Genomic DNA, 20,768 nt, shown 5'->3' with positions numbered 1-20,768 from the left:
ACACTGCCGGCCATCTCGACCGGGAGCGAAAGATCGACGAGAAAGGAACGCTTCGCCAGCGAACGGCTTTCGGGTCGGACAGTCCCAGAGTTAGAGTCAGCCCCCATGAGTGATAAACGAATTCGTCTCAGTGTGAGCGACAGTGGTGTAGCGACTGTCACGATGGTCCGTGCCGAGAAGCACAATGCGTTGGACAAGGCTATGTTCGAGGGATTGCTCGAAGCCGCAGGTCACCTCGCTACCGATCGCACAGTGAGAGCGGTTGTTCTTCATGGCGAAGGGCGCAGCTTCTGCTCAGGTTTGGACATTTCAAGTTTTCTTGCTGACTCAGCGGGAGGCATCGACGCCCTGTTCGTCCGGGAGCATGGGAAACCTGCCAATTTCGCGCAGCGCGCGGCGCACGACTGGTCGGGAGTTCCGGTGCCAGTGATCGCCGCGATCACCGGAAGCTGCTTCGGTGGCGGTATGCAGATCGCGCTCGGCGCCGACATCCGAATCGCTGCGCCCGACGCCCGGTTGTCCCTCATGGAGGTCAAGTGGGGACTGGTCCCGGACATGGCAATCACTCAGTCCCTACCACGTGTTATGCGCATCGACGTGGCGAAGGAACTCACTTTCACCGGACGAATCGTATCGGGCCTGGAGGCGAGTTCGTTGGGATTGGTCACTCGCACGGCCGAGGACCCACTCAGTGCGGCACTCGAATTGGCTGGTGACATCGCCGAGAAATCGCCAGATGCGATCCGGGCGGCAAAGCGCCTCTACGACGAGGGCTGGAACAACGGCGACACAGCGGAGGCGCTGGCCCTCGAATCCCGGCTTCAATTGGGACTTCTGGGTTCACCAAATCAGGTCGCCGCTGTCGCTGCCGGCGTCTCCGGGCGCGCCCCCTCGTTCATCGACCCGGTATGAATCGGGTTCTATTCACGCTTGATCCGCGCTTCGGGTGATTGTCGGAGCCCCGATCTAGCCGTCCGCCCTGTACCCCACCGCGTTCAATGCAATGGCACCATACTTCTGCGCAACGGCATGATATTTGGGCGGACACTCGACGTACCAGCTGGGAACGGCATCACACATGTCGAGCAACGCCCTTGTGGTGAGCACGGGATCCGATACGGTGAAAAGGCCCCGGCGGCGCCCCTCTCGTACGATCCCGAGCAGCAGACGTTCGACCCCTGTTCGCACACGCTCAAAGCGGTCGCGATTCGGTGCGCTGAGATACCGGATATCGGGCTCCAACGCCACCATCCGAGGGCCGATGAGGGTCCGGAGAAGTATCGATTCGACCACATAGGCCAGTCGGACCTCCGGCTTGTCCCCGCCCTCGTCCCGCGCGGCGTACGCGCGCGCGAGGAAGTCCTTGGTCGCGCACTCGAGCAGCGCCGTGAAGATGCCTTCCTTGTTCCCGTGATAGTAGTACAGCGTGGGCATCGCTACGCCGGCGCGTTGAGAAATATCTCGCACCGTCGTACCACGAAAGCCCTTTTCGTAGAAAGCATCCAGGGCTCCGCGGAGAATCGGTGATAATTCTGGTTGCGCCACATATCGCCAATTCGGTTCGTCGAGTACCGCCGTTGCCTCGTCGAATACTGCTGACGGTACTCGCCGCCGTGAATCCATGGTCCTGCCTGTGTCGCTCGTCCGTCGATCTGGGCTGTCGCAGTTTCTACAGTGGGGGGAGGTGACCTCTGACGAGTAACCACGCAATCGCGGTCACCAGGTTCTGGATCGGGTCTACCAGGTCGATGATCATGTGCTCTCTCTTCTTCGTGGGTTGATCGGATTCGCCGCGCGCTAGTCGACGGCGTACATCTCGTCCGTCATGATGGCCGGAAATTCTTCGGTGAGTGCGGTGGATTCGAAGCTCTCCTGGATCGCGAGCTGGGCACTGTAGGGCAGGGTGTCCATGATCTCGCGCACCCGTTCTTGCCTGCGGGCGACGGCTTGGCGGAATGGCATGCCCGGGGTGGCCTTCATCTGCGGGACGATGCCCTCGACGTCGTCGACGCCACCGGCGTGGTGTCCGGCGTCGACCATGGCCTGCTCTGCTGCCATCTGAGCGTCGTCCTTCTCCTCGGACATGCCGATCGGGCCGATCATGGTGCCGTTGAGGAACTGTTTGACCACCGGCTCCTCGCTGGTGAGCAGCACCTCGCGGGGTCCGAACATCACCAGTTGGCGGCGGAAGAGCATGCCGATGTTGTCCGGCACCGTGCGCGCGAGGTTGATGTTGTGCGAGACGATCAGGATCGTCGCGTCGATCTCGGCGTTGATGTCGATCAACGTCTGACTGATGTAGGTGGTGCGGACCGGATCCAGGCCGGAATCGGGCTCGTCGACGAGGATGATCTGCGGGTCCAGCACCAGCGCCCGGGCCAGGCCGGCGCGCTTGCGCATGCCGCCGGAGATTTCGCCGGGCAGTTTCGTTTCGGCGCCGATCAGTCCGGTCAGTTCAAGCTTTTCCATCACGATCGTGCGGATCTCGGATTCGCTCTTCTTGGTGTGCTCGCGCAGTGGGAACGCCACGTTGTCGTAGAGGTTCATCGACCCGAACAGGGCACCGTCCTGGAACAGCACGCCGAACAGCTTGCGGATCTCGTAGAGCTCCTTGGTCGAGCACTCCAGGATGTCGGTGCCGTCGATTACGATCGATCCCTGCTCCGGGCGGAGCAGACCGATCAGCGACTTCAGGAAGACCGACTTACCCGTACCCGACGGGCCCAGCAACGCGCTGACCTCACCGGGCGGAAGCGTCAGCGACACGTCCTGCCAAATCTTCTGCGATCCGAAGGACTTCGTCAGATTGGTGACCGCTACCTCGACACCCATTGTTTCCTCACTCTCACGGCCTAGGGATTGGTGTTTCGCAGCAGCGGTGGCCACTATCCCGCTGCCCTACTGTCAGAACAACGGTTCGAATTTGCTGATCAACCAGGTGTCGTCGACGCGGGTGAGGCCGACCCGAATGGCGTTCTGTGACTGCGTAGTTTCGGGGCTGTTTGCCGTCGTCGTGCTCTGGTTGATGTAGACGAGGACTGATGCTTGGTCTGCGGACACCGATTCGACGGCAGAACCTGCGGCGGACGCTTGCATCGTTACCTGCTTGTCTTTTGCCGTCGGCGCGACCACATCTTTCGCGAGCTTTGTGTACGTTTCGAGGAAGTCTCCGGTCAGCACGCCGCGTGCGGCGTCCAGCTCCTGATCGACGGTGTCGGGCTTGTACGACAGGAGCGCTACGGCGCCGTCGGAGGCAACCTGCGTCACGGATCCGTGCGCTGCCGTGATTTCCTGGTCGGCGGCGCGTTGGCTGAAGAATTGGACCAGGACGAGGAGAAGGACTGCACCGAGTGGGATCACCGCTGCGGCCGTCATGCCGAGTCGGCGCCGACCGTCGGTTGGACCCTCCGTGTCGTACGTTCTGACGACTGATCCGGCGATGTTGTCGGCGAATGTGCGCCGCTGTCCCCGATGGAGGGGCCAGAACCGCCCGATGAGGAACAGGATCCCGTCGGCGGGCAGGCACCCTAGCCGGATGAGTGCACGGAGGACGCCGATCGGAGCTCCCGTGGTGGTGGATACCGTGCGGAGGCCCTCGAGGTACTTGCCGGCGGTTCGTCCGGTGCGGCCCTGGTAGATGATGCTGTTGGCGACGATGAAGAGTCCGGACAGGGCCACGATGCCCCAACACAGGACGGCCCATACCTGCCCCGCCAGAATGTGGGACAGCACCCCTGCGGAGGCCGCCGCGGTGACGGGCGGGCACATGTCGATTGCCAGTGCGCGGGCGCGGCGCACAAGTGATGCGCCTTGCTCCCTTGCGCTGTCGCGCTCGGGCTCTGCGCTCTCTTCTTTCACCTGGGTATCGATGTTCAGTGTCGTCATTGGACGAATCCCACCTTCGACAATTTGAGTTGCCCGTCGACGTCGACGACGTCCACGCGCAGCTGGTACTCCTGTGGCTCGATCGTCGCCGTCATACCAGGATCACCGCCTGAGGGTTGGGCCTGTTCTCCGGCCGCTCCTGTGGCGGGGTCAGCGGCGTCGGGCCCGGCGAGCGGTACATTGCCGTCCGCCGAAGCGGCCACCAGAACAGTGGTGCTGCCGTCGTCATTTCGTCGCTCGATGCCGGATTCGACGGCATGGCCGACGGTGACGTTGCCCGCTGCTTTCATGGTGTCGAGAACGGTCTGTTTGCGGGCATCGAAGTCGTCATGCCACTGGCCGGCTGCGTTGTCGAGGATGCGTTGCACGTAGGCGTCGGGGTCTTGTTTGTTCGTCGAGATAAGCTGCACAACAGCGTCTTCGGCAAAATGCATCACGGCCTGGTCCGCCGAATCGCGTTGTTCGACCGCACGGTGATCCCACCATGCCTTGACACCGGAGGCGGAGCCGGCGAGCGAGGTCACGGCGAGGAGCACCACCGCGGCGCGGTACATTGCTGCCCTCCGGCGCCCGCGCAACGCACCGCCTCGTCCGGCCGCACGCTGTGGCTGCTCGTCGGCGACCGGTGCGGGGGAATCGTCCGGCGGACGTGGTTCGGCGGCTTTCGCGGCGCGCTCGGCGGCCGCGAGTGCGGCCACCGCTGCGGCGCGGGCTTCGATTGCGTGAGCGCGCAGGGTCGTGGTGTCGACGTCGATCCGCGATCGTGGCGTGTTGGTGGATGTCTTCGTCATCCCAGCCTCCTTGGACGTTTCGGGACGGGGAATTTCACAGGGGCTCGAGTTGGGAGATGAGCCACTGATCGCCGGACGCCTCCATGCGTACTCGTACACTGCTGAAGAGGTACGTCGGATCTGGTTTCGCGGCGCTTGCCGTGGTGCCGCGGAGGAAGACGAGTACCACCGCGGAGTCGGGTTCGGCTGAAATCACCGACGTTCCGCTCGCTTCCCAATGTGTCTCGACCTGTCCTTGCTTCGCCTGCGGGACTATCGTCTCGGCGGTGAGAGTTGAGTACGAGTCCAAGAATTCGCCGGTCAGATGGCTCTTGGACTGGGCGACGTCGTCCTCGACGGTGGGTGCCTTGTAGGTCAGGACCCCTGCGGTCAGTTCACCGGCCTTCTCGGCGACAGCGGCCCGTGTCTGTTCGGTGCGTTCGCCGGAGACGATGTAGTGCAGGTGTGCCACGGCGGCGAAGGCCATCGCCGAAGCGGCCAGGAGCGCCACCGCAACCAGTGTGCGCGTGCGCCGCCCTCTGATGGTGGCGGAGCGGGTGAACGCGATTTCACTGCGGTAGGTCAGAGCGCCGATGGCGAGGACACCGATCGCGCCCGAAAGGATGAACCAGAGGGGGAACTCGAGAACTGCCCCGGTGGCCAGGAGGGCACCGAGTGCGACCGCGGTGAGTCCGCATCTGAGGAAGACGGCGTGACGGGCGGTGGCTGGGTTCGGTTCGGCCGCGGCGGGCGGTTCCTGTGTTGGTTCCGCTGCGATATTTTTGTCCTCGAGTTCACAGGTCACGGCACGACCTCCACTTTTGACAGTTTGTAGGACCCGTCGACATCGACGATGCCGACTCGTAGACGCCAGGTTCGCGGCTCGTCCTTGGCGCCGGCGGCGTTGGTTACCTTCGACACCGCCGATACCAGGACGGTCGTGCTGCCGTCGTCGTTTCGGCCCTCGATGCCCGCACCGAGAATTTCGCCGCTCGACTCGGTCTTCGATTCCGCGATGGCGGAGACGAACTGATCTTTTGTGCCTTCGAATTCGGTGAGCCACGAGCCGGTCGCGTCGTTGATGATGCGATCCGCGCCGGCCGCGGGATCCTGCGAGCTCGGAGAGATCAGGTTGAGGACTGACTGCCGGGCAGCGCCGAGCATGGCCAGATCTTGGTCGCTAGCGTCCTGGCTGTTGCGGTGCGCGTGTGCGAGGGCGCCCGCGGCCACCACCAGTCCCACCAGAACGACCGCGAACAGCGCCGCGGCGAGGGTGTTCCATCGGCGGGTACGTGGTCTGGGGCGCCGCGGATCGTGGCGGACGGCTGGTATGTCGCCGGTATCGCCTGCTTCCTGTGCGGCGGCGGCGGCTTCCGCTGCCTCGGCCGCCTGGACGGCCGCCTCGGCGGCCTGCCGTGCGTCGAGTGCGGCGCGGACGGCGGCGACATCCGACACGGTCTCGGATTTGCGTCGGAGCATCAGTGGCCTCCTGTCAGAATCGCCTGTACGGGCGATGTTTCACCGTGCGCAGATCCCGTGCGGTTGAGATCTGTTTGCGTGTATGTTCTGCCGTCGCTGCCCTGATACTGGCCGGACCGTGGGTTGTAGCTTGCCGTCCCGATCTGAGGGGCGGCCGGCTCCGGGGTGTGGGACGCGGGGGCGGCGGAGTTGCCGGTGGTCGGTGTCGGGTCCCCCACCCAGGGGTTGGTTCCCGACGGAATGAACGGCTCGTCGCTCTTGCAGATCTCCACGGTGGGGGCGCGTTTGCCGGGTGTGTCCATGCACGGCAGGTTCCGTGCGCCGCGCACGGCAACCGACGAGTCCTGCGGCACCGCGCAGAAGATCGGGTCCGATGTGCGCGTCGGAGCGTCGACGGCCGAGCCATCGCGCCGTTCGGAGGCCGGGAGGAACCCGGTCGTGCAGGGCGGGGGTGCGTTCAGATTCAGGTTGAAGTCGAGGAATGCGCCGTTGGACGTTCCCTGATCGGGGACGTTGATCGTCTTGAGGGCGCTGACGCTGGCGGGCAGCAGAACCAGCAGCTGTTCCAGTGATTGATTGTAGGTGACCGCGACCTGACCGAGACTGGTCAGGTTGGCCGCCAGGAGCGGGGCGGTGGGGTGCAATTGCTGGAAGAGTGCACTGGCCTCACTGGCCGCTGCGGGGCTGGTTTCCAGGATGTGCCGGACGTGCTGGTCATTCGCTTCGGCCTGTTGGACGGTGCCCGCCAGGTTCGCCACCCACTCGCGGATCGCGGGGCTGCTGACCTTTTGGGAGTCCAGAAATGGTGCCGCGTCGTTGATCAACGTGGTGGTGGCGTCGGCGTCGGTGTAGGCCTGATCCAGGACACGGTCGGAGCCGTTGAGGATCCGTTGCAGCGCGGGGCCGGAGCCCTCGAACGCAGTGTGGGTCTCGTCGATCAGTGCGCTCAGCTGTTGCTGCGGGATCGAGGTGAGGCTGGCGTTGAGGGTGTCGATCATCGGTCCGATGTCTTGCGGCACACTCGCTTGGCTCGCTGGTACGACCGCCCCATCCTCGAGGAACGGTCCCTCGAGCGAGCTGGGAACGAAGTCCAGGTACTGTTCGCCGATCGCGGACCTGCTGTGCACCTGGGCCTCGGCTGAGACCGGGATGCTGACCGAGCTATCGAGATTCAACGTGGCACGTGCCCCGCCGGCGGTGGGCGTGACGTCGGTGACGGTACCGATGGTCGACCCGCGATAGGTGACGTTCGCGCTGCTGTACAGCCCACCACTCGTCGGAAGTTCGACGGCGACCGAGTAACGCCCGATGCCTACCAGCGCGGGCAACCGCATGTACACGACACCCATCGTGATCAGGGCGATCACGGTGAGGACGGCGAAGATGATCAGCTGAATCTTGACGAATTTCGACAGAATCATCGGGTACCCCTCATCGCAACGTTGTCGAGTCCCGCCGTCAGCGGGTTCTTCGTCGAGACCGCCGGAATTCGACCCTCCGTACGACCAAGGGCGGTTTCGGCGTTCGTGAGCGACCCCTCGAGGGGTGTGCCCTGCAGCAATCCTCGGTCGAGGCGACCCATGGTGAGATCGACGGTGGCGGAGAGGTTACCGGCGTCACCCTTGAAGAACTTCGGAATGTTTTCCAGCGGCCACGGATACGTGGGAAGCAGACCCAATGCCTGGGTGAGGTCGGAACCGGAGTTGCCGAGCTCACGCAACACCGGCTCGAGCTCACGCACGTTGGTCTGTACGTCCTGCGAGCTCGCCGTGACCACCCGGTTCGCCGAGTCGGCGAAGTTTCCGACGGAGGTCACCGTGTCGGTGAGCTTCCTCTGCTGTTCGTCAAGAATGGCGAGCGCGGGCGGGATCCGTTCGAGCGCGCCGGCCAGTACGGCATTCTGCTGGTCGACGGTCGAGGCAAGGCGATCGAGGCCTTCGGCGGCGGTGATGATGTCGTCGCGCTGTTCGTTCAGACTGCCGCTGAACGTATCCGCTTGATTGAGAAGGTCACGGACTTCTACCTCGTGCCCGGACAACCCGGCGTTGAGTTCACCACTGATCTCCTGGATCTGTGCGAGGCCTCCGCCGTTGAGCACGGTCGACACCGACGCCAGTGTCTGTTCCGTGGTCGGATACGTGCTGGCGTTGTCGATCGGGATCGTGTCACCGTCGCGGAGTTCGCCCGCGGGCGGTTCCGTCAATGGTGGTGCCAGTTCGATGTGCAACGAACCGAGCAAACTGGTCTGCCCCACCTTCGCCGTCGCGTTACCGGGGAGGTGGACGTCGGACTCGAGTGAGACCGTGACGACGGCGTGCCATCCGGCGAGCTGCACATCGTCGACGTTGCCGACCGTGACATCGCCGACGCGTACCCGACTGTTGCGTTGGATCGATGTCACATTCGGCATCTCGATCTTGACGGTGTACGCGCCGTCGTCGGAACCGGCGGTTCCTGGCAGTGGCAGGGAATTGGCACCTTGCCAATCGCACCCCGACACCGTGAGGGTGAATCCGCCGACCAGTGCCACGAGGGCACCCCGGGTGAGTTTGTTGTTGGCCATTATCGCCCACCTCCAGCGGGTGCCGGGATTCCGAGTAGCCCTGCCAGCCCCGCAAGTGCGCCGACGGGCTCGACAGCGGCGGGAGCAGGGACCGTGCCGCGCAGCCACTCTTCGCTGTAGTCGATCTGCTCGGGTCTGACCTGTTTGCCGGCCACCGGGTTGATTCCGACCGGTGGGTAGTTCATCTGCACGAGCTGCAATACCGGTGCCAGCTGTTGGACACACAGTTTCGCCGCCTCGGCCGCACCCAGCTGACTCGCCGCCTGGATTGCACCGCAGATGAACTGCACCGGGTTCTGGAGCTGGGTAACAGCCAGCGCGCCGGTGAAGGACCCGTGCGCGGGTTCATAGATGTTGTAGAAGTTCTGGATCGCCGTCGGACCGACGTGCAAGAGTTGCTCGATGTCGGGCCGAATCTCGTTCAACGACGTTGTCACGGTGGCGAGATCGCTCACCGATTTGCTGAGCCCGTCGCGGTTGTCTTTGACAAACTGCCCCAGCCGGCTGGTCATCGCATCGATGTTCTGCAATGCGGTCGCCAGTTCTTGATCGGAGTTATCGAGCACCGACGACACCGAGGCGACGTTCTGATTCAGCTCGACGATTTGATCGTCGCTGGCGGCGAGTGCGGTCATGAAGGCCTGCAGGTTGCGCACGGTGCCGAAGAGATCGTCGCGGCCGTCCGACATCGTGGACATGGCATCGGAGAGCTTGGTCAGTGTCGAGTTGATGTCGTCCCCCTTGCCGGCCAACGACTCGGCTGCGGTGTCGACGAAGTCACCGAGAGAGCCGGCCTTGTTGGCCTCGGTCGGGCCGATCGATTCGGCGAGGTGCTGCAGCTGTTCCCGAAGGTCGTCCCATTCCACTGGCACAGCGGTGCGTTCGATCGGGATCTGTCCGCCGTCACTCAGTTCGGGGCCGCCGGTGTACGCGGGTGTCAGTTGGATCGCACGTGAGGAGATCAGGCTCTGCGACAGTACCGCCGCCTTGGCCTGCTGAGGGACCTTGTAGTCGGCGTCGTAGTGGAACCCCACCCGCATCCGCTCGCCGTCCGGATCGATGGAATCGATCACCCCGACGTCGACGCCGAGGATCTTGACCTTGTCCCCGACGTACAGACCGTTGGTGTTCTCGAAGTACGCGACCGCGGACCTCGTTGTGACGCGGTCGTACGCGCGCCATGCGAGGCCGAGTGTTCCGGCCACGAGGAGGACGACGATGGTCAGGATGGTGATTTGCCGTCGGGTCGATCCGCGTGTCATCAAAGACGCGAACATGCTCATCCTCCCAGTCCGGGTAGCGGCGGAAGTCCAGGCAGCTGCGGGAGTGGCGGCAGGCCAGGCAGGCCCGGCAGTGCGGGTGGTCCGGGCTGGGCCGGAGCGGCTGCGGGAGCGGCGGGGTCGCCGGGTTGGACGGGGCAGGTGCTCGGATCGGGTAGCGGGGTGGTGTGGCCGGGCGGGGTCAGTCCTGGGGCCGCGTTGTGTCCACATGTCACCGGGAACTGGTTTTGCCCGTTGAGCGTGCCGGGGTTGACGCCTTGCTCCCGGAAGGCGGCGTCGATGAAGGGCTGCAGGAACTGGCCGGGAAGTAGATTCATGATGTAGGCCTTGAAGAACGGGCCGGAGGCCACCGATTCACCGAGCGAGGTGATGTATTGGCTTGCCGGCAGGATCGCCTTCTTCACATCGTCCTTACGTTCGTTCAAAAGTGCTGTCACACCGTTGAGTTGATCGAGTACTGGTCGGAGTTGGGCTTCGTTGTCATCGACCAGCGATGCCACCTGCGCGGTGACGGCGGACAGGTTCACCAGGAGCGTGTCGATTGCCTGTCGGCGCTGATCGAGCGCGGTGAAGAGGGTGTTGCTGTCGAGGAGCAGCTTGTTGATCTGCTGGCTGCGTCCGCCGAGGACCTTGGTCAGTGACTCCGCGTTGTGAAACAGATCCTTGACCATCTGGTCACGGGTGCCCACGGTGTCCGAGAGCCGGGAGACCCCGTCGAGCGCGGCACTGAGGTTCGGTGCGGTCTGATCGAGAGTTTGGCTCAGGGTGTTCAGTGCGTTGGTGACCTGGTCGGTGTCCAAGTTGCTCACGGTGGTGGACAGGTCGCCGAGCGCATCGGTCAGGAGATAGGGGGTGGAGGTGTGCTCGAGCGGGATCGGCTGATCGGGTGAGAGCGCCTTGTCGCCCTTCGGCGTCACCTGCAGGAACTTTCGTCCGAGCACGGTCAGTGTCTTGATCGATACCTCGGAGGCCTCGCCCAGACGCGGTCCGTCCACGCTGAATGCGATCCGGACCTTGTCGCCGTCGAGGTCGATGTCTTCGACATCCCCGACGTGGACGCCGGAGAGGAACACCTTGTCGCCAGTCTCGAGCCCGCCTGTGTCACCGACGTATGCGGTGTAGGTCACCGACGAGCTCAGTGTGGAGGCGATGCGGTCGAAGTTGACCGAGATCAGCACCAGGGCCGCGACCACCAGGACGCCGATCAGACCGGTGCGTACGGTGTTGGATTTCTGTGTTCGGCTCACTGTGCTGTACACCTTCCTGCCCGCTGTCCGATGATCGGGATGAGGGCGGGATTGCCGTCAGGGCCATTGACTTTCAATGTGACATCGCAGAGGTAGAACGTGAAGAAGTCGCCGTAGAGTCCGAGTCGGGCGAGGCGGCCGTACGCATCGGGGAGTGCGCTGAGCGCCCAGTTGACGTAGTCCTTGTCGGCATTGATGTTGCCGGCGACTCGTCCGATCTCGGTGACGTCGTTCCTGATCGCCGGGCGGGCGTTCACCAGGAGGTCGGCGACGGAGGCGGACGCGTCGTTGACGCGGACCAGGGCATCGCCGATCGGGTCGGACTGCTCGGAGAGTCCACTGATGACTTGCTGCAGTTTGTCGACACCTTCGTCGAACTGCTTGTTGTGTTCGTCGACCGTGCCGAGGACCCGGTTGAGGTTGTCGATCACCGAGCCGATCAGCTGATCCCGGTCGGCCAGTGCGGAGGTCAGTTCGCCGGATTGTTTCAGGAAGTCCGATACCGTTCCGCCCTGTCCTTGCAGGACATGCACCAGTGAGGTCGAGAGCTTGTTGACCTGGTCGGGGTCCAGTGCTTTGAACAGTGGCCGGAAGCCGTTGATCAGGGCGTCGAGATCCAGCGCGGCCATCGTGCGATCTGCCGGGATGGTCGAGTCCTCGGGCTGTGTGGTGTTGGACCCGGGGCTGTCGAGCAGTTCGAGGTAGTGGGCTCCGATGAGGTTCTCGTACCGCACGGCGAGCTTGGTGGATTCGGTGAACGGCACGGCCTTGGTGAGCGAGAATTCGACCAGGGCGGTGGCCTCGTCGACGATCTCGACGGACTTCACCTTCCCGACTTCGACGCCGGCGACCCGCACGAACTCATCCGACTTCAAACCGGATGCGTCCGCGAAGGCGGCCTTGTAGGTTCGTTCGCTGCCGAATCGCACTTGCGAGAAGACCACGACGACCGCGGCGGTGAAGAGCACCATGATCACCGCGAAAAGGGTCAACCGTGCAATGGTTCCAGTGATTTTCATTAGCGTGCAGGCCCTCCCACGATATTCCCGAACAGATAGTCGACGAAGAACGGGGAACCCAGACGGGGGCTGGTCGAATCAGCGATCGATGCACCGGTGTCGGTGACCAGCACGGGCGCCGGGTACATGTCTTTGGTGATCATCGGATAGCACCCCGGCTGCCCGCCCGGACCGCCGGAGGCCTCGACCTTCGGCAGGTTCTCTGGGTAGCGATACGGGTCGTCGCCGGGAAGGAACCCGACGTCGAGGTCGGCGGAGTATCCGGTGTTGCCACCGAACGCGTGCATCTGCGCATTGCGCGCGTCGACGGATTGTTGCAGCAAGCAGGTGATCTCGGGGCTGTACTTGGACAGCAGGCCCGTGGTCGGCAGCAGTAGCCGCATGGAATCGACCAGCCCGCGCTCGAGGTCATTGGTCAGCGCCGCGCCGTCGTTGCCGAAGTTCACCGCCGCGGTCAGCGTCGAATCGAGCTGTTGCTCTCTCTCGACGACCGAATCCGACGTCGTGGAAGCGAATTTCAGCAGGTCCATCAGGGTCGGCGCGACATCCGCATAGGTATTGACGACGGTGGACGTGTCGCGGAGGTCGCTCTGAAGTTGCGGCAGAGCCGGGTTGAGTCGAACGAGGACGGAATCGGCCTTGACCATGGTGTCGCCGAGCTGCTCCCCTCGTCCGCGCAGACCCTCGGCGACCGCGCCGAGTGCCGAGTTCAGCTTCGCCGGGTCGACGTGGTGCATCACCGACGTCAAGTTCTCGAAGACGGTGTTGATCTCCGTCGTGACGTTGCCCGACCGGACTTCACTTCCCGCGGCCAGCGGGCTGCTGTCCTGCCCTGCGCTGGTCAGCGCGACATACTTGGCGCCGAACGCCGTCGTCGCCTTGATCTCGGCGGTGGTGTCGGCCGAGAGCAGGTCGAAGCGCGCCGAATCGATGTCGAGGCTCAGTCGCGAGGTACCGGCCACCTGCTGGACCTCCTTGACCCTGCCGATTTCGACTCCATTGAGTTGGACCTTGGCCCCGGGTTCCATCACCAGGCCGGACCTATCGGCGACGACGACCAACGGAACGGTTTCCTCGAAGGCCCCGCGGAATGTCTGCATGCACAGCACCAGGGCCGTGATGACGCCGACCAGCATCGCGGCGCCGGCGACCCGCAGCGGTGGCTGTTTGTAGTGTGATTTGTTGCGTGTTCCCATCAGCGCGTCCCCCGTCTAACCGGCCAGGTTGAAATTGCCGGATGTTCCGTAAATGGCAAGTGAGGCAAACAGAACCACCATCACCACCGCGATCAGTGATGTGCGTACGGCCCGTCCGACCGCCTCGCCTACGCCGGCGGGGCCACCGGCGGCGTTGTAGCCGTAGTAGCAGTGGATCAGCATGACCACGGTGGCCATCAGTAAGGCCTCCAGGAAGGACCAGAACAGGTCGCTCGTCCGCAAGAAGGTGAAGAAGTAGTGGTTGTAGACGCCGGCGGACTGGCCGTAGATCCCGGTGGTCGTCACCTGCGCAGCGAGGAACGACATGATGACGGCCATGGAGTACAGCGGGATGATCGCGACGATGCCGGCGATGGCCCTGGTCGACACCAGGTAGGACATCGACCGGATGCCGGTCACTTCGAGTGCGTCGATTTCCTCGCTGATCCGCATCGCCCCCAGCTGGGCGGTGGCGCCCGCACCGATGGTCGCTGCCAGCGCGATACCGGCGACCACGGGCGCCATGATCCGGACGTTGCAGAACGCTGCGAAGAACCCGGTCAGTGCCTCCACGCCGATGTTGCCCAGCGAGTTGAACCCTTGGATAGCGGCGAGGGTTCCGCCGGCGAAGGTCATGAATCCCACGATCGCCACGGTGCCGCCGATCACCGCCAAGGCCCCGGATCCCATGCCGATTTCGGCGATCAGCCGGAGGGTTTCGCGCGAGTATGTCTTCAGGGCGTGCGGAGTGAACCGGATGGTTCGCCAGAAGAAGACTGCCTGTTCACCGAGGGATTCGAGGAACCGCAGCGGTGCCGCTGCGACCTTCGATGCTCGTCGTTTTCCGGTCAGGCTGTTGGTCACGGTCATCGCCCCGTTCCGTATTTCACGCCAATGGCGGTGACAATCACATTCACCGCGAACAAAGCCATGAAGGCGTACACGACCGTCTCGTTGACGGCGTCACCGACGCTCTTCGGGCCGCCCTTCACCGTGAGCCCACGGTGGCACGCCACCAGACCCGCGATCAGCCCGAACAAGCACGCCTTGACCTCGGAGATGATGACCTCCGGCAAACCGGTGACGAACGTCAGAGACGACACGTATGCGCCCGGGGTGACGTTCTGGAACACGACAGAGAAGAAGAAGCCTCCGACGATGCCGATCGTGATCACCAGCCCGTTCAGCAGCAGCGCCACCAGGGTGGAGCCGAGCACGCGCGGGACCACCAGACGCTGGATCGGATCGATTCCCAGTACTTTCATGGCGTCGATCTCCTCGCGGATCGTCCGGGCTCCGAGATCGGCGCAGATCGCGGTGGCTCCGGCGCCGGCCACGACCAGGACGGTGACGAGCGGGCCGATCTGGGTGACCGCGCCGAGTGCCGCACCGGCACCGGACAGGTCGGCAGCACCGAACTCGACCAGGAGGATGTTGAGCGTGAAGACCACCAGAACGGTGAACGGCACCGCGACCAGCAGGGTGGGCAGCAACGCGACACGAACGATGAACCAGGACTGCAGAACGAACTCTCGCCATTGGAACGGGGGCCGGAACAGCGCCCGGAATGTCGCCGCGCACATCTCGAAGAATGCGCCCAGGGGCCGCACTGCCGATTCGGCCCAGCTCCGAGCCTTCCCGGGCTTGCGGACAGGCGCGTCGTCGCGGCCCGGTGCACGCGGATCTACAGCGAGCGGTGGGGAACCGGTCACCGGTTTCCTCCTCGTCAAATGGAAAATGAAGTGTGTCGAGCGACTGATCGGGCTACTCGGGCCCATCCACAACCAGATATGTTGTGCGCCGCATCACATTTGAATGGTAGGGCTACGCTAGATCACAACACAAGTAAATTGCGATTCACTTCCTCCGTTTGGGGGAGCAATCTCACCCCGAAGTGGCAGGAAAGCGCGTCAGAGTTCCCCCCGAGGGGGGATGAGGGGAGGAGAAAGTGATCCGCAATGTACTTTTACCCTCCCGTGGCGGCGTAGGGAACGACCGACCCGCCCAGCAGCAAGGAGACAACCGCCGACGGCGCGGCTACAGGCCCCTGTCACCCCCGCTGTCGCCGCGCGCGGACGGGTTCTCGACGCATACGCGAAAGCCCTCCGGCGTCCTGCTCAGGACAGGACACCGGAGGGCTTTCGTGGAAGCCGATCAGTCGTTGAGCTGCTCGGGCTGCAGAAGATACTCACCGATGTACGTGCGAGATTGGTCGGAGTTGAGCGGCTGGAACATCGAAGCCGCCGAATCGCGGTACAGACGCTCGAAGATCGCACCCTTACGGAACGACGACCCCCCGACCATGCTCATGGCGTGCCTGGTCATGTGCATGACGTTCTCGGCGACGAAGGTCTTGGCCAGGCCGATGTACGGGAAGCGGAGCTCCAACGGCCATTCGTCGTCCTTGCCGTCGAGAAGTTCCTGGCAGGTCTGGTAGAGGACTCGGCGCGAGATCTCCACCCGCGAGGCCATGTCGCCGATGCCGTCGATGATGTGGCCGACGCCGGAGACCTTGGTGTCCTCTGCGACGATGGCACCGAAGGTTGCGCCGAGGGTCTTCTTCGACAGGGTGGCGCGAGATTCCTCGAGCACGCGGTACTGCATACCCAGGTAGATGCTCGCGAACATCAGTGACGCCCACTCGAGGACGCCGAACGCGCCGGAGCGCCACTCACAGATGAACCCGTCTTCCGGAACGTAGTAGCCATCGAAGTGGATGGTCTGCGTACCGGTGGCATGCATACCGAGGGCGTCCCAAGTCTTTTCGATGCGGATGCCGTCTCCCTGGCCGTTCTCGTCGAGGTTGAAGTCGCCGATGAAGAAGCTCTCCGCGTTGACCCGCTCCTGGAAGTCCTCCGGGAGATTTCCCTCGGCGTCGGTGATCGTCGCGTTGGTGGTGATGATGTCCGCGGCCTCGCAGAGTGTTCCCCACGTCTTCTTGCCGTAGAGCTTCCATCCGCCGTTCGGCTGGGGAATGGCCTTCATGTCGGCGAGGCCGCTGAATCCAGCTCGCTGCTCGGAGAAGGGGCCGAAGATGATCTCGCCGTCGGCGACGCGTCCGAGCCAGTACTTGTTCTGCTCTTCACTCATCAGGTTGCCGGCGATCCCGACCATGATGTAGTGCATGTTGTAGGCCAACGTGATTGCGGAGTCGCCCTTGGACAACTCGCTGATGACCTTCGAGGCCTGCAGCAGGTTGCCGCCGGGCCCGCCGAACGCCTTCGGCACCGGAAGGGACCCGAGCCCGGATTCCTTGAACGCCTTGATGGACGGGTACGCGAACGTGTTTTCCGCGTCGTACTTGGGGCCGATCTCGCGGAAGAACTTGGACAGCTCTTCCGCCTTTTCGAAGTAGGGCTGGAATTCTTCGTCGGTCAGGTCCTGCTCTAGCATGTGCACTCCAATTGCTGTGTCGTTGATGAGTTGTTCAAGCGTGGTGTCAGTCGATCAAGAGGTCTTCGCGGCCGTTTTCCTTCAGAAGCTGCTTGTAGACGTCGAACAGGCCGCCGGTGAGCGGGAGAAGCTTGAGCGCCACCGAGCGTTTGCCGTCGAGCTTGACCTTCCGCTGTGCCATCGCGAGGGTGAAGTTGAGCTTGCCCTGCCAGAACTTGTTGCTGTTGTCCGACGACATCCGCAACTGCACCGTGGACGCCATTCCCTCGGTCGCATCGCCCGTGGTGACCTTCTGTCCCGGGAAGTCGATGATCATCACCGCGTCGGGATCTGTCTGGATCAGCTTGATCACCAGACCGGTCCCCGCGGTCGCGTCGATGAAGGTCTTTTCCTTCGTGGCTCTGTCGAAAATTCCACCGATATAGGTGTAGACCTCGTCGGCGTTGGCGAATGTACTCATGTCGACCCTTCGGTTCCGGTGCTGGATGAACCAAGTGTGGCAGCGGTCACTCCGTGTCCACACCCCTCTGAGGAGGGATTTCACCCCCACGTTGGGGAGATAAGTCGGCGACGCAGTTCGAGATGCCCGCACGGGCCCGAGGGTGCTTGTGCGCGCCGGCGCCGAGCTCGCCGGTTCCCGAGATGGGCTATTTCGCAACAGTTTCAAGCGGTGCGGCAGCGAGAGCGTCGGCCGTTTGGACTTGGCAGGACCGGATCGAAGGGTTCGCGCCGGATCTGGCGCGGGGGGGGTGGCAGACGGCGGAAGTGCAGGGTTGCCGGCGCGCCTCACACGCTTCCGGCTCCACCGGGTCTTCGGGTCGGGCGGATGGCAGCGCCCGCCTCGTGGAAACGCGGAAGGCCGCGTCGTCTTCGACGCGGCCTTCGTGAGCGAGTTACGGCAACGATCTACCGGAGGTGTGTTCGTGCCAGGGCTGCCCCTCTAGGGGGCGGGTAGACGCCTCGCAGCGTTAACCACGGCAGTGACTCGTTCACAACGTGGTCCAGCACTGCGGGTTCCGACATTGGTAGAAGGGTGACGCCGTCGACGACACCGACGACGTACAGATCCGCGATCAGGCTGGCGAGTCCGATGGGTGTGCCGATGTATTCCAAGGACTCGCTCGGCCGTGGGCCCGGCAGCGTGCTGTCGAGCGTCATCAGTTCCTTGCGCGCGGTCCGGGCCTCCGGGGCGATGAGCACCGCAATGTCGACGAGCACCGCGATATCGTCGGGATGGCCTCCCTTGGCCTGGATCTCCGATCGTAGCGTCGCGCGTTCTCGATGAGCTTGGGCCATGTCTGCGGCCTGTATCCGCACGATCGTCGCGTGATCGTGCGGGAGACCGCCGTCGTCGTCAGCTCGGCGCAGGTCAACCCAGCGAGACTCTGGACGTCCGGCCCGGCGGTCGATGCTGAGCGCGGGGTGGTGGCCGTAGCCGTTGAGTTCCGCGGCGATCCTCAGGGCGGGTCGGGACGTTCCGTGCAGGCTTGTCATGGCACATCTTCTCCAGTTGGGGTGCGGGGAGGCAGTGGCCGTGGCGGTCTACGACCCGAACGGTACGGCCCGGTGATAGCGGCCCTCGTGATACAGCAGGGGGGCCGCGTCCGACGTTGCGTCGGCGTCATCGATATGGATCTCCTCGACCGCCCCGATGACCAAGGTGTGATCCCCGGCCTCGATCAGCTGATGCACACCGGTCCGCAACCAACAGTGCGTGCCGCGCAGGAGGGGCTCTCCGGTGGACAATGTCACCCAGGCCGATTCGTCAGCGAATCGCTGATCGGCACTTGCGGAAAAGCGTTGCGCGAGTGGGAGTTGGTGATCCCCGACCAGGTGGACGATCAACGACTGCGCCTGGTGTAGCGCAGCGATGCTCGACGAGGTGTGTGCGATATTGAAGGACACCAGTGGCGGGTTCAGCGACAGAGACGAGAACGAGGTCGCGGTGAACCCGACCGGTCCGTTCGCGGAGTCGAGGGTGATGATCGTGACGCCGGCAGGATGGCGACGAAGTGCCGTCCGGTAGAGATCGGCATCGATGGTGGTGGACGCTCCCGCCCTGTGGGCGGAGTTGTCGAGGGACTGGGACAACGGATTCTCCATTCAAGCGGGAAGGGTCCTCTGCAGCCGACGGCGATCTTCCTCGGCATTTAGTGAAGCCTGATGTACATGACCTGAGATTGCCGCTGCGTTACCACCTACGATAGCGCCGATTCGGGGTGATCTCAAGATGTAAGTGTACGGCGATTCACTTTTGGGTTACTCTGGTCACAGCTTCGATGCTCGCCCTCGTCGGTGAGAGTCCCCAGATCTGACAGAAAGGCGTACGGATGCCCGTACTCGACTCGGTGATCGACACGTCATCGGATACCTATCAGGAGAACCGCCGAGTTCAGCTCGCCGCGGTCGCCGCGCTGAATGAGCAACTCGAACTTGTCATCGCCGGTGGTGGCCAGCGGTACACCCAACGCCACCACGATCGCGGACGCCTACTCGTCCGCGAACGGATCGAGCTTCTCATCGACCGCGATGCCCCGTTCATGGAGTTGTCACCGTTGGCGGCGTGGGGAACTCAGTTCAACGTCGGGGCGGCCATCGTCACGGGCGTGGGCGTCGTCTCCGGCGTCGAAACCATGATCATCGCCCACGACCCCACGGTGCGGGGCGGAACGATGAATCCCTTCACGTTGAAGAAGAATCTGCGCGCGTTGGAGATCGCTCGCGTGAACCGGCTGCCCGTGGTCTACCTGGTGGAGTCGGGCGGCGCGGACCTGCCGACGCAATCGGAACTGTTCGTGTTCGCCGGCAAGATCTTCCACGACCTGAGCGAGCTGTCGTCGATGGGAATTCCGACCATCGCGCTGGTCTTCGGCAATGCCACCGCCGGCGGCGCGTACGTCCCCGGCATGTGCGACTACGCGGTGTTGGTCGACAAACAGGCCAAGGTGTTCCTCGGTGGTCCCCCGCTGGTGAAGATGGCCACCGGAGAGGACGCCAACGACGAGGACCTCGGGGGCGCCGACATGCACTCGCGCGTGTCCGGTGTGGCCGACCAGTTCGCCGTCGACGAGAACGACTGCATCAGAATCGGCCGCGACATCGTCAGCCACCTCAACTGGCGCAAGTTCGGACCCGCCCCGTCCGCGACCGCCGACGACCCGCTGTACGACCCCGAGGAACTCCTCGGTATCGCCTCGGGGGACCCGCGGGTCCCGTTCGATCCCCGCGATGTCATCGCCCGGGTAGCCGACGGCTCGAGGTTCTCCGAGTACAAACCACGCTACGGGTCCAGCCTGGTGACCGGTTGGGCGTCGATCCACGGCTTTCCGGTCGGAATCCTCGCCAACCACCGCGGCGTCCTCTTCAGCGAAGAGGCCAAGAAGGCCACCGAATTCATCCTGTTGGCGAACCAGACCGACACCCCGTTGATCTTCCTGCACAACACCACCGGCTACATGGTCGGCACCGAGTACGAGCAGGGCGGCATCATCAAGGACGGTGCCAAGATGATCAATGCGGTCACCAACAGCAAGGTCCCGCACATCACGATCAACGTGGGCGGCTCCTTCGGTGCCGGAAACTACGGAATGTCCGGCCGCGCATACGATCCACGCTTCATGTTCACGTGGGCCAATGCCAAGCTCGCGGTGATGGGCGCCCAGCAACTCGCCGGCGTGATGTCGATTGTCGGCAAGACCGCCGCAGAGTCCGCAGGTCGTGAATTCGACGTGGAGGCCGATGCCGCACGCACCGCCGCGATCGAGCAACAGATCGAAGCCGAATCACATCCCTTCTTCATCTCCGGACGCCTCTACGACGACGGCGTCATCGATCCGCGTGACACCCGCGCGATCCTCGCGATCGCCTTGTCCGCCGCCCATTCCAACCACATTGCCGGCCAGCGTGGCTACGGCGTCTTCAGAATGTGAGTACCGC

At 63.7% G+C, this 20,768-nt stretch carries 20 protein-coding genes; 2 read left to right on the top strand and 18 right to left on the bottom strand.

What is annotated here, in order from left to right; translation table 11 throughout:
• Positions 1-105: 105 nt before the first annotated feature.
• Complete coding sequence (locus CBI38_RS35535; protein WP_109336055.1) at positions 106-912, top strand: crotonase/enoyl-CoA hydratase family protein; 807 nt, start codon at positions 106-108, stop codon at positions 910-912.
• Between the two features lie 54 nt (positions 913-966).
• Here the strand turns inward: CBI38_RS35535 and CBI38_RS35530 are convergent, their stop codons facing one another.
• From CBI38_RS35530 to CBI38_RS35445, 18 genes are all read right to left on the bottom strand, one after another.
• On the bottom strand, positions 967-1,545 hold the full coding sequence (locus CBI38_RS35530) for a TetR/AcrR family transcriptional regulator (protein WP_109336147.1): 579 nt from the start codon (positions 1,543-1,545) through the stop codon (positions 967-969).
• Positions 1,546-1,797: 252 nt separating this feature from the next.
• Positions 1,798-2,832, bottom strand: a complete 1,035-nt coding sequence (locus CBI38_RS35525) for an ABC transporter ATP-binding protein (protein ID WP_109336054.1) — start codon at positions 2,830-2,832, stop codon at positions 1,798-1,800.
• Between the two features lie 72 nt (positions 2,833-2,904).
• Entirely contained in the window at positions 2,905-3,885 is a 981-nt protein-coding gene (locus CBI38_RS35520) for an RDD family protein (protein ID WP_109336053.1), read from the bottom strand.
• Positions 3,882-4,676 (bottom strand): hypothetical protein, encoded by a 795-nt coding sequence (locus CBI38_RS35515; RefSeq protein WP_109336052.1) that lies wholly within the window; start codon positions 4,674-4,676, stop codon positions 3,882-3,884. Before CBI38_RS35515 ends, CBI38_RS35520 begins: the two co-directional genes overlap by 4 nt.
• A 34-nt stretch (positions 4,677-4,710) precedes the next feature.
• Positions 4,711-5,460 carry a hypothetical protein gene (locus tag CBI38_RS35510; protein ID WP_109336051.1) on the bottom strand — a complete coding sequence of 250 codons (750 nt, stop codon included), beginning with the start codon at positions 5,458-5,460 and terminating at the stop codon, positions 4,711-4,713.
• Positions 5,457-6,134, bottom strand: a complete 678-nt coding sequence (locus CBI38_RS35505; RefSeq protein ID WP_109336050.1) for a hypothetical protein — start codon at positions 6,132-6,134, stop codon at positions 5,457-5,459. The genes CBI38_RS35510 and CBI38_RS35505 overlap by 4 nt, the downstream gene beginning before the upstream one ends.
• Positions 6,134-7,555: an MCE family protein gene (locus CBI38_RS35500; protein WP_109336049.1), complete on the bottom strand. Its 1,422-nt coding sequence runs from the start codon at positions 7,553-7,555 to the stop codon at positions 6,134-6,136. Before CBI38_RS35500 ends, CBI38_RS35505 begins: the two co-directional genes overlap by 1 nt.
• The gene (locus CBI38_RS35495) at positions 7,552-8,697 is read right to left on the bottom strand and encodes an MCE family protein (protein WP_109336048.1); all 1,146 of its coding nucleotides are present in this window, start codon (positions 8,695-8,697) and stop codon (positions 7,552-7,554) included. Before CBI38_RS35495 ends, CBI38_RS35500 begins: the two co-directional genes overlap by 4 nt.
• Positions 8,697-9,974 (bottom strand): MCE family protein, encoded by a 1,278-nt coding sequence (locus CBI38_RS35490; RefSeq protein ID WP_230990368.1) that lies wholly within the window; start codon positions 9,972-9,974, stop codon positions 8,697-8,699. The genes CBI38_RS35495 and CBI38_RS35490 overlap by 1 nt, the downstream gene beginning before the upstream one ends.
• Positions 9,975-9,976: 2 nt before the next feature.
• A complete protein-coding gene (locus tag CBI38_RS35485) occupies positions 9,977-11,224 on the bottom strand; it encodes an MCE family protein (RefSeq protein ID WP_109336046.1) in 1,248 nt (415 codons plus the stop codon).
• The gene (locus CBI38_RS35480; protein ID WP_109336045.1) at positions 11,221-12,243 is read right to left on the bottom strand and encodes an MCE family protein; all 1,023 of its coding nucleotides are present in this window, start codon (positions 12,241-12,243) and stop codon (positions 11,221-11,223) included. The genes CBI38_RS35485 and CBI38_RS35480 overlap by 4 nt, the downstream gene beginning before the upstream one ends.
• On the bottom strand, positions 12,243-13,439 hold the full coding sequence (locus tag CBI38_RS35475) for an MCE family protein (protein WP_109336044.1): 1,197 nt from the start codon (positions 13,437-13,439) through the stop codon (positions 12,243-12,245). Before CBI38_RS35475 ends, CBI38_RS35480 begins: the two co-directional genes overlap by 1 nt.
• Positions 13,440-13,454: 15 nt before the next feature.
• Positions 13,455-14,309: an MlaE family ABC transporter permease gene (locus CBI38_RS35470; protein ID WP_005566170.1), complete on the bottom strand. Its 855-nt coding sequence runs from the start codon at positions 14,307-14,309 to the stop codon at positions 13,455-13,457.
• Complete coding sequence (locus CBI38_RS35465) at positions 14,306-15,022, bottom strand: MlaE family ABC transporter permease (RefSeq protein WP_230990442.1); 717 nt, start codon at positions 15,020-15,022, stop codon at positions 14,306-14,308. The genes CBI38_RS35470 and CBI38_RS35465 overlap by 4 nt, the downstream gene beginning before the upstream one ends.
• A 571-nt stretch (positions 15,023-15,593) precedes the next feature.
• The gene (locus CBI38_RS35460) at positions 15,594-16,832 is read right to left on the bottom strand and encodes an acyl-CoA dehydrogenase family protein (protein WP_016881218.1); all 1,239 of its coding nucleotides are present in this window, start codon (positions 16,830-16,832) and stop codon (positions 15,594-15,596) included.
• Between the two features lie 46 nt (positions 16,833-16,878).
• Positions 16,879-17,292: an SCP2 sterol-binding domain-containing protein gene (locus CBI38_RS35455; protein ID WP_005563683.1), complete on the bottom strand. Its 414-nt coding sequence runs from the start codon at positions 17,290-17,292 to the stop codon at positions 16,879-16,881.
• A gap of 446 nt (positions 17,293-17,738) precedes the next feature.
• The gene (locus CBI38_RS35450; protein ID WP_109336043.1) at positions 17,739-18,326 is read right to left on the bottom strand and encodes a hypothetical protein; all 588 of its coding nucleotides are present in this window, start codon (positions 18,324-18,326) and stop codon (positions 17,739-17,741) included.
• A gap of 48 nt (positions 18,327-18,374) precedes the next feature.
• Positions 18,375-18,935 (bottom strand): flavin reductase family protein, encoded by a 561-nt coding sequence (locus CBI38_RS35445; protein ID WP_109336042.1) that lies wholly within the window; start codon positions 18,933-18,935, stop codon positions 18,375-18,377.
• Between the two features lie 227 nt (positions 18,936-19,162).
• Between CBI38_RS35445 and CBI38_RS35440 the strand changes: the two genes are divergently transcribed.
• Positions 19,163-20,761: an acyl-CoA carboxylase subunit beta gene (locus tag CBI38_RS35440; protein ID WP_072949362.1), complete on the top strand. Its 1,599-nt coding sequence runs from the start codon at positions 19,163-19,165 to the stop codon at positions 20,759-20,761.
• The last annotated feature ends 7 nt before the right edge of the window (positions 20,762-20,768 follow it).

Origin of the sequence: Rhodococcus oxybenzonivorans, assembly GCF_003130705.1 — a bacterium.
Classification (GTDB): domain Bacteria; phylum Actinomycetota; class Actinomycetes; order Mycobacteriales; family Mycobacteriaceae; genus Rhodococcus_F; species Rhodococcus_F oxybenzonivorans.
Note: the sequence above shows the minus strand (reverse complement) of the source record. Positions and strands in the feature narration are given on the sequence as shown.

Excerpts from the sequence above, each read along its gene's own strand:
- CBI38_RS35475 (WP_109336044.1), bottom strand. The coding sequence starts at position 13,439 with ATGGGAACACGCAACAAATCACACTACAAACAGCCACCGCTGCGGGTC.
- CBI38_RS35505 (WP_109336050.1), bottom strand. The coding sequence starts at position 6,134 with ATGCTCCGACGCAAATCCGAGACCGTGTCGGATGTCGCCGCCGTCCGC.
- CBI38_RS35515 (WP_109336052.1), bottom strand. The coding sequence starts at position 4,676 with ATGACGAAGACATCCACCAACACGCCACGATCGCGGATCGACGTCGAC.
- CBI38_RS35490 (WP_230990368.1), bottom strand. The coding sequence starts at position 9,974 with ATGTTCGCGTCTTTGATGACACGCGGATCGACCCGACGGCAAATCACC.
- CBI38_RS35445 (WP_109336042.1), bottom strand. The coding sequence starts at position 18,935 with ATGGAGAATCCGTTGTCCCAGTCCCTCGACAACTCCGCCCACAGGGCG.
- CBI38_RS35440 (WP_072949362.1), top strand. The coding sequence starts at position 19,163 with ATGCCCGTACTCGACTCGGTGATCGACACGTCATCGGATACCTATCAG.
- CBI38_RS35470 (WP_005566170.1), bottom strand. The coding sequence starts at position 14,309 with ATGACCGTGACCAACAGCCTGACCGGAAAACGACGAGCATCGAAGGTC.
- CBI38_RS35495 (WP_109336048.1), bottom strand. The coding sequence starts at position 8,697 with ATGGCCAACAACAAACTCACCCGGGGTGCCCTCGTGGCACTGGTCGGC.
- CBI38_RS35500 (WP_109336049.1), bottom strand. The coding sequence starts at position 7,555 with ATGATTCTGTCGAAATTCGTCAAGATTCAGCTGATCATCTTCGCCGTC.
- CBI38_RS35455 (WP_005563683.1), bottom strand. The coding sequence starts at position 17,292 with ATGAGTACATTCGCCAACGCCGACGAGGTCTACACCTATATCGGTGGA.
- CBI38_RS35525 (WP_109336054.1), bottom strand. The coding sequence starts at position 2,832 with ATGGGTGTCGAGGTAGCGGTCACCAATCTGACGAAGTCCTTCGGATCG.
- CBI38_RS35520 (WP_109336053.1), bottom strand. The coding sequence starts at position 3,885 with ATGACGACACTGAACATCGATACCCAGGTGAAAGAAGAGAGCGCAGAG.
- CBI38_RS35460 (WP_016881218.1), bottom strand. The coding sequence starts at position 16,832 with ATGCTAGAGCAGGACCTGACCGACGAAGAATTCCAGCCCTACTTCGAA.
- CBI38_RS35535 (WP_109336055.1), top strand. The coding sequence starts at position 106 with ATGAGTGATAAACGAATTCGTCTCAGTGTGAGCGACAGTGGTGTAGCG.
- CBI38_RS35465 (WP_230990442.1), bottom strand. The coding sequence starts at position 15,022 with ATGTGCGCGGCGACATTCCGGGCGCTGTTCCGGCCCCCGTTCCAATGG.
- CBI38_RS35480 (WP_109336045.1), bottom strand. The coding sequence starts at position 12,243 with ATGAAAATCACTGGAACCATTGCACGGTTGACCCTTTTCGCGGTGATC.
- CBI38_RS35450 (WP_109336043.1), bottom strand. The coding sequence starts at position 18,326 with ATGACAAGCCTGCACGGAACGTCCCGACCCGCCCTGAGGATCGCCGCG.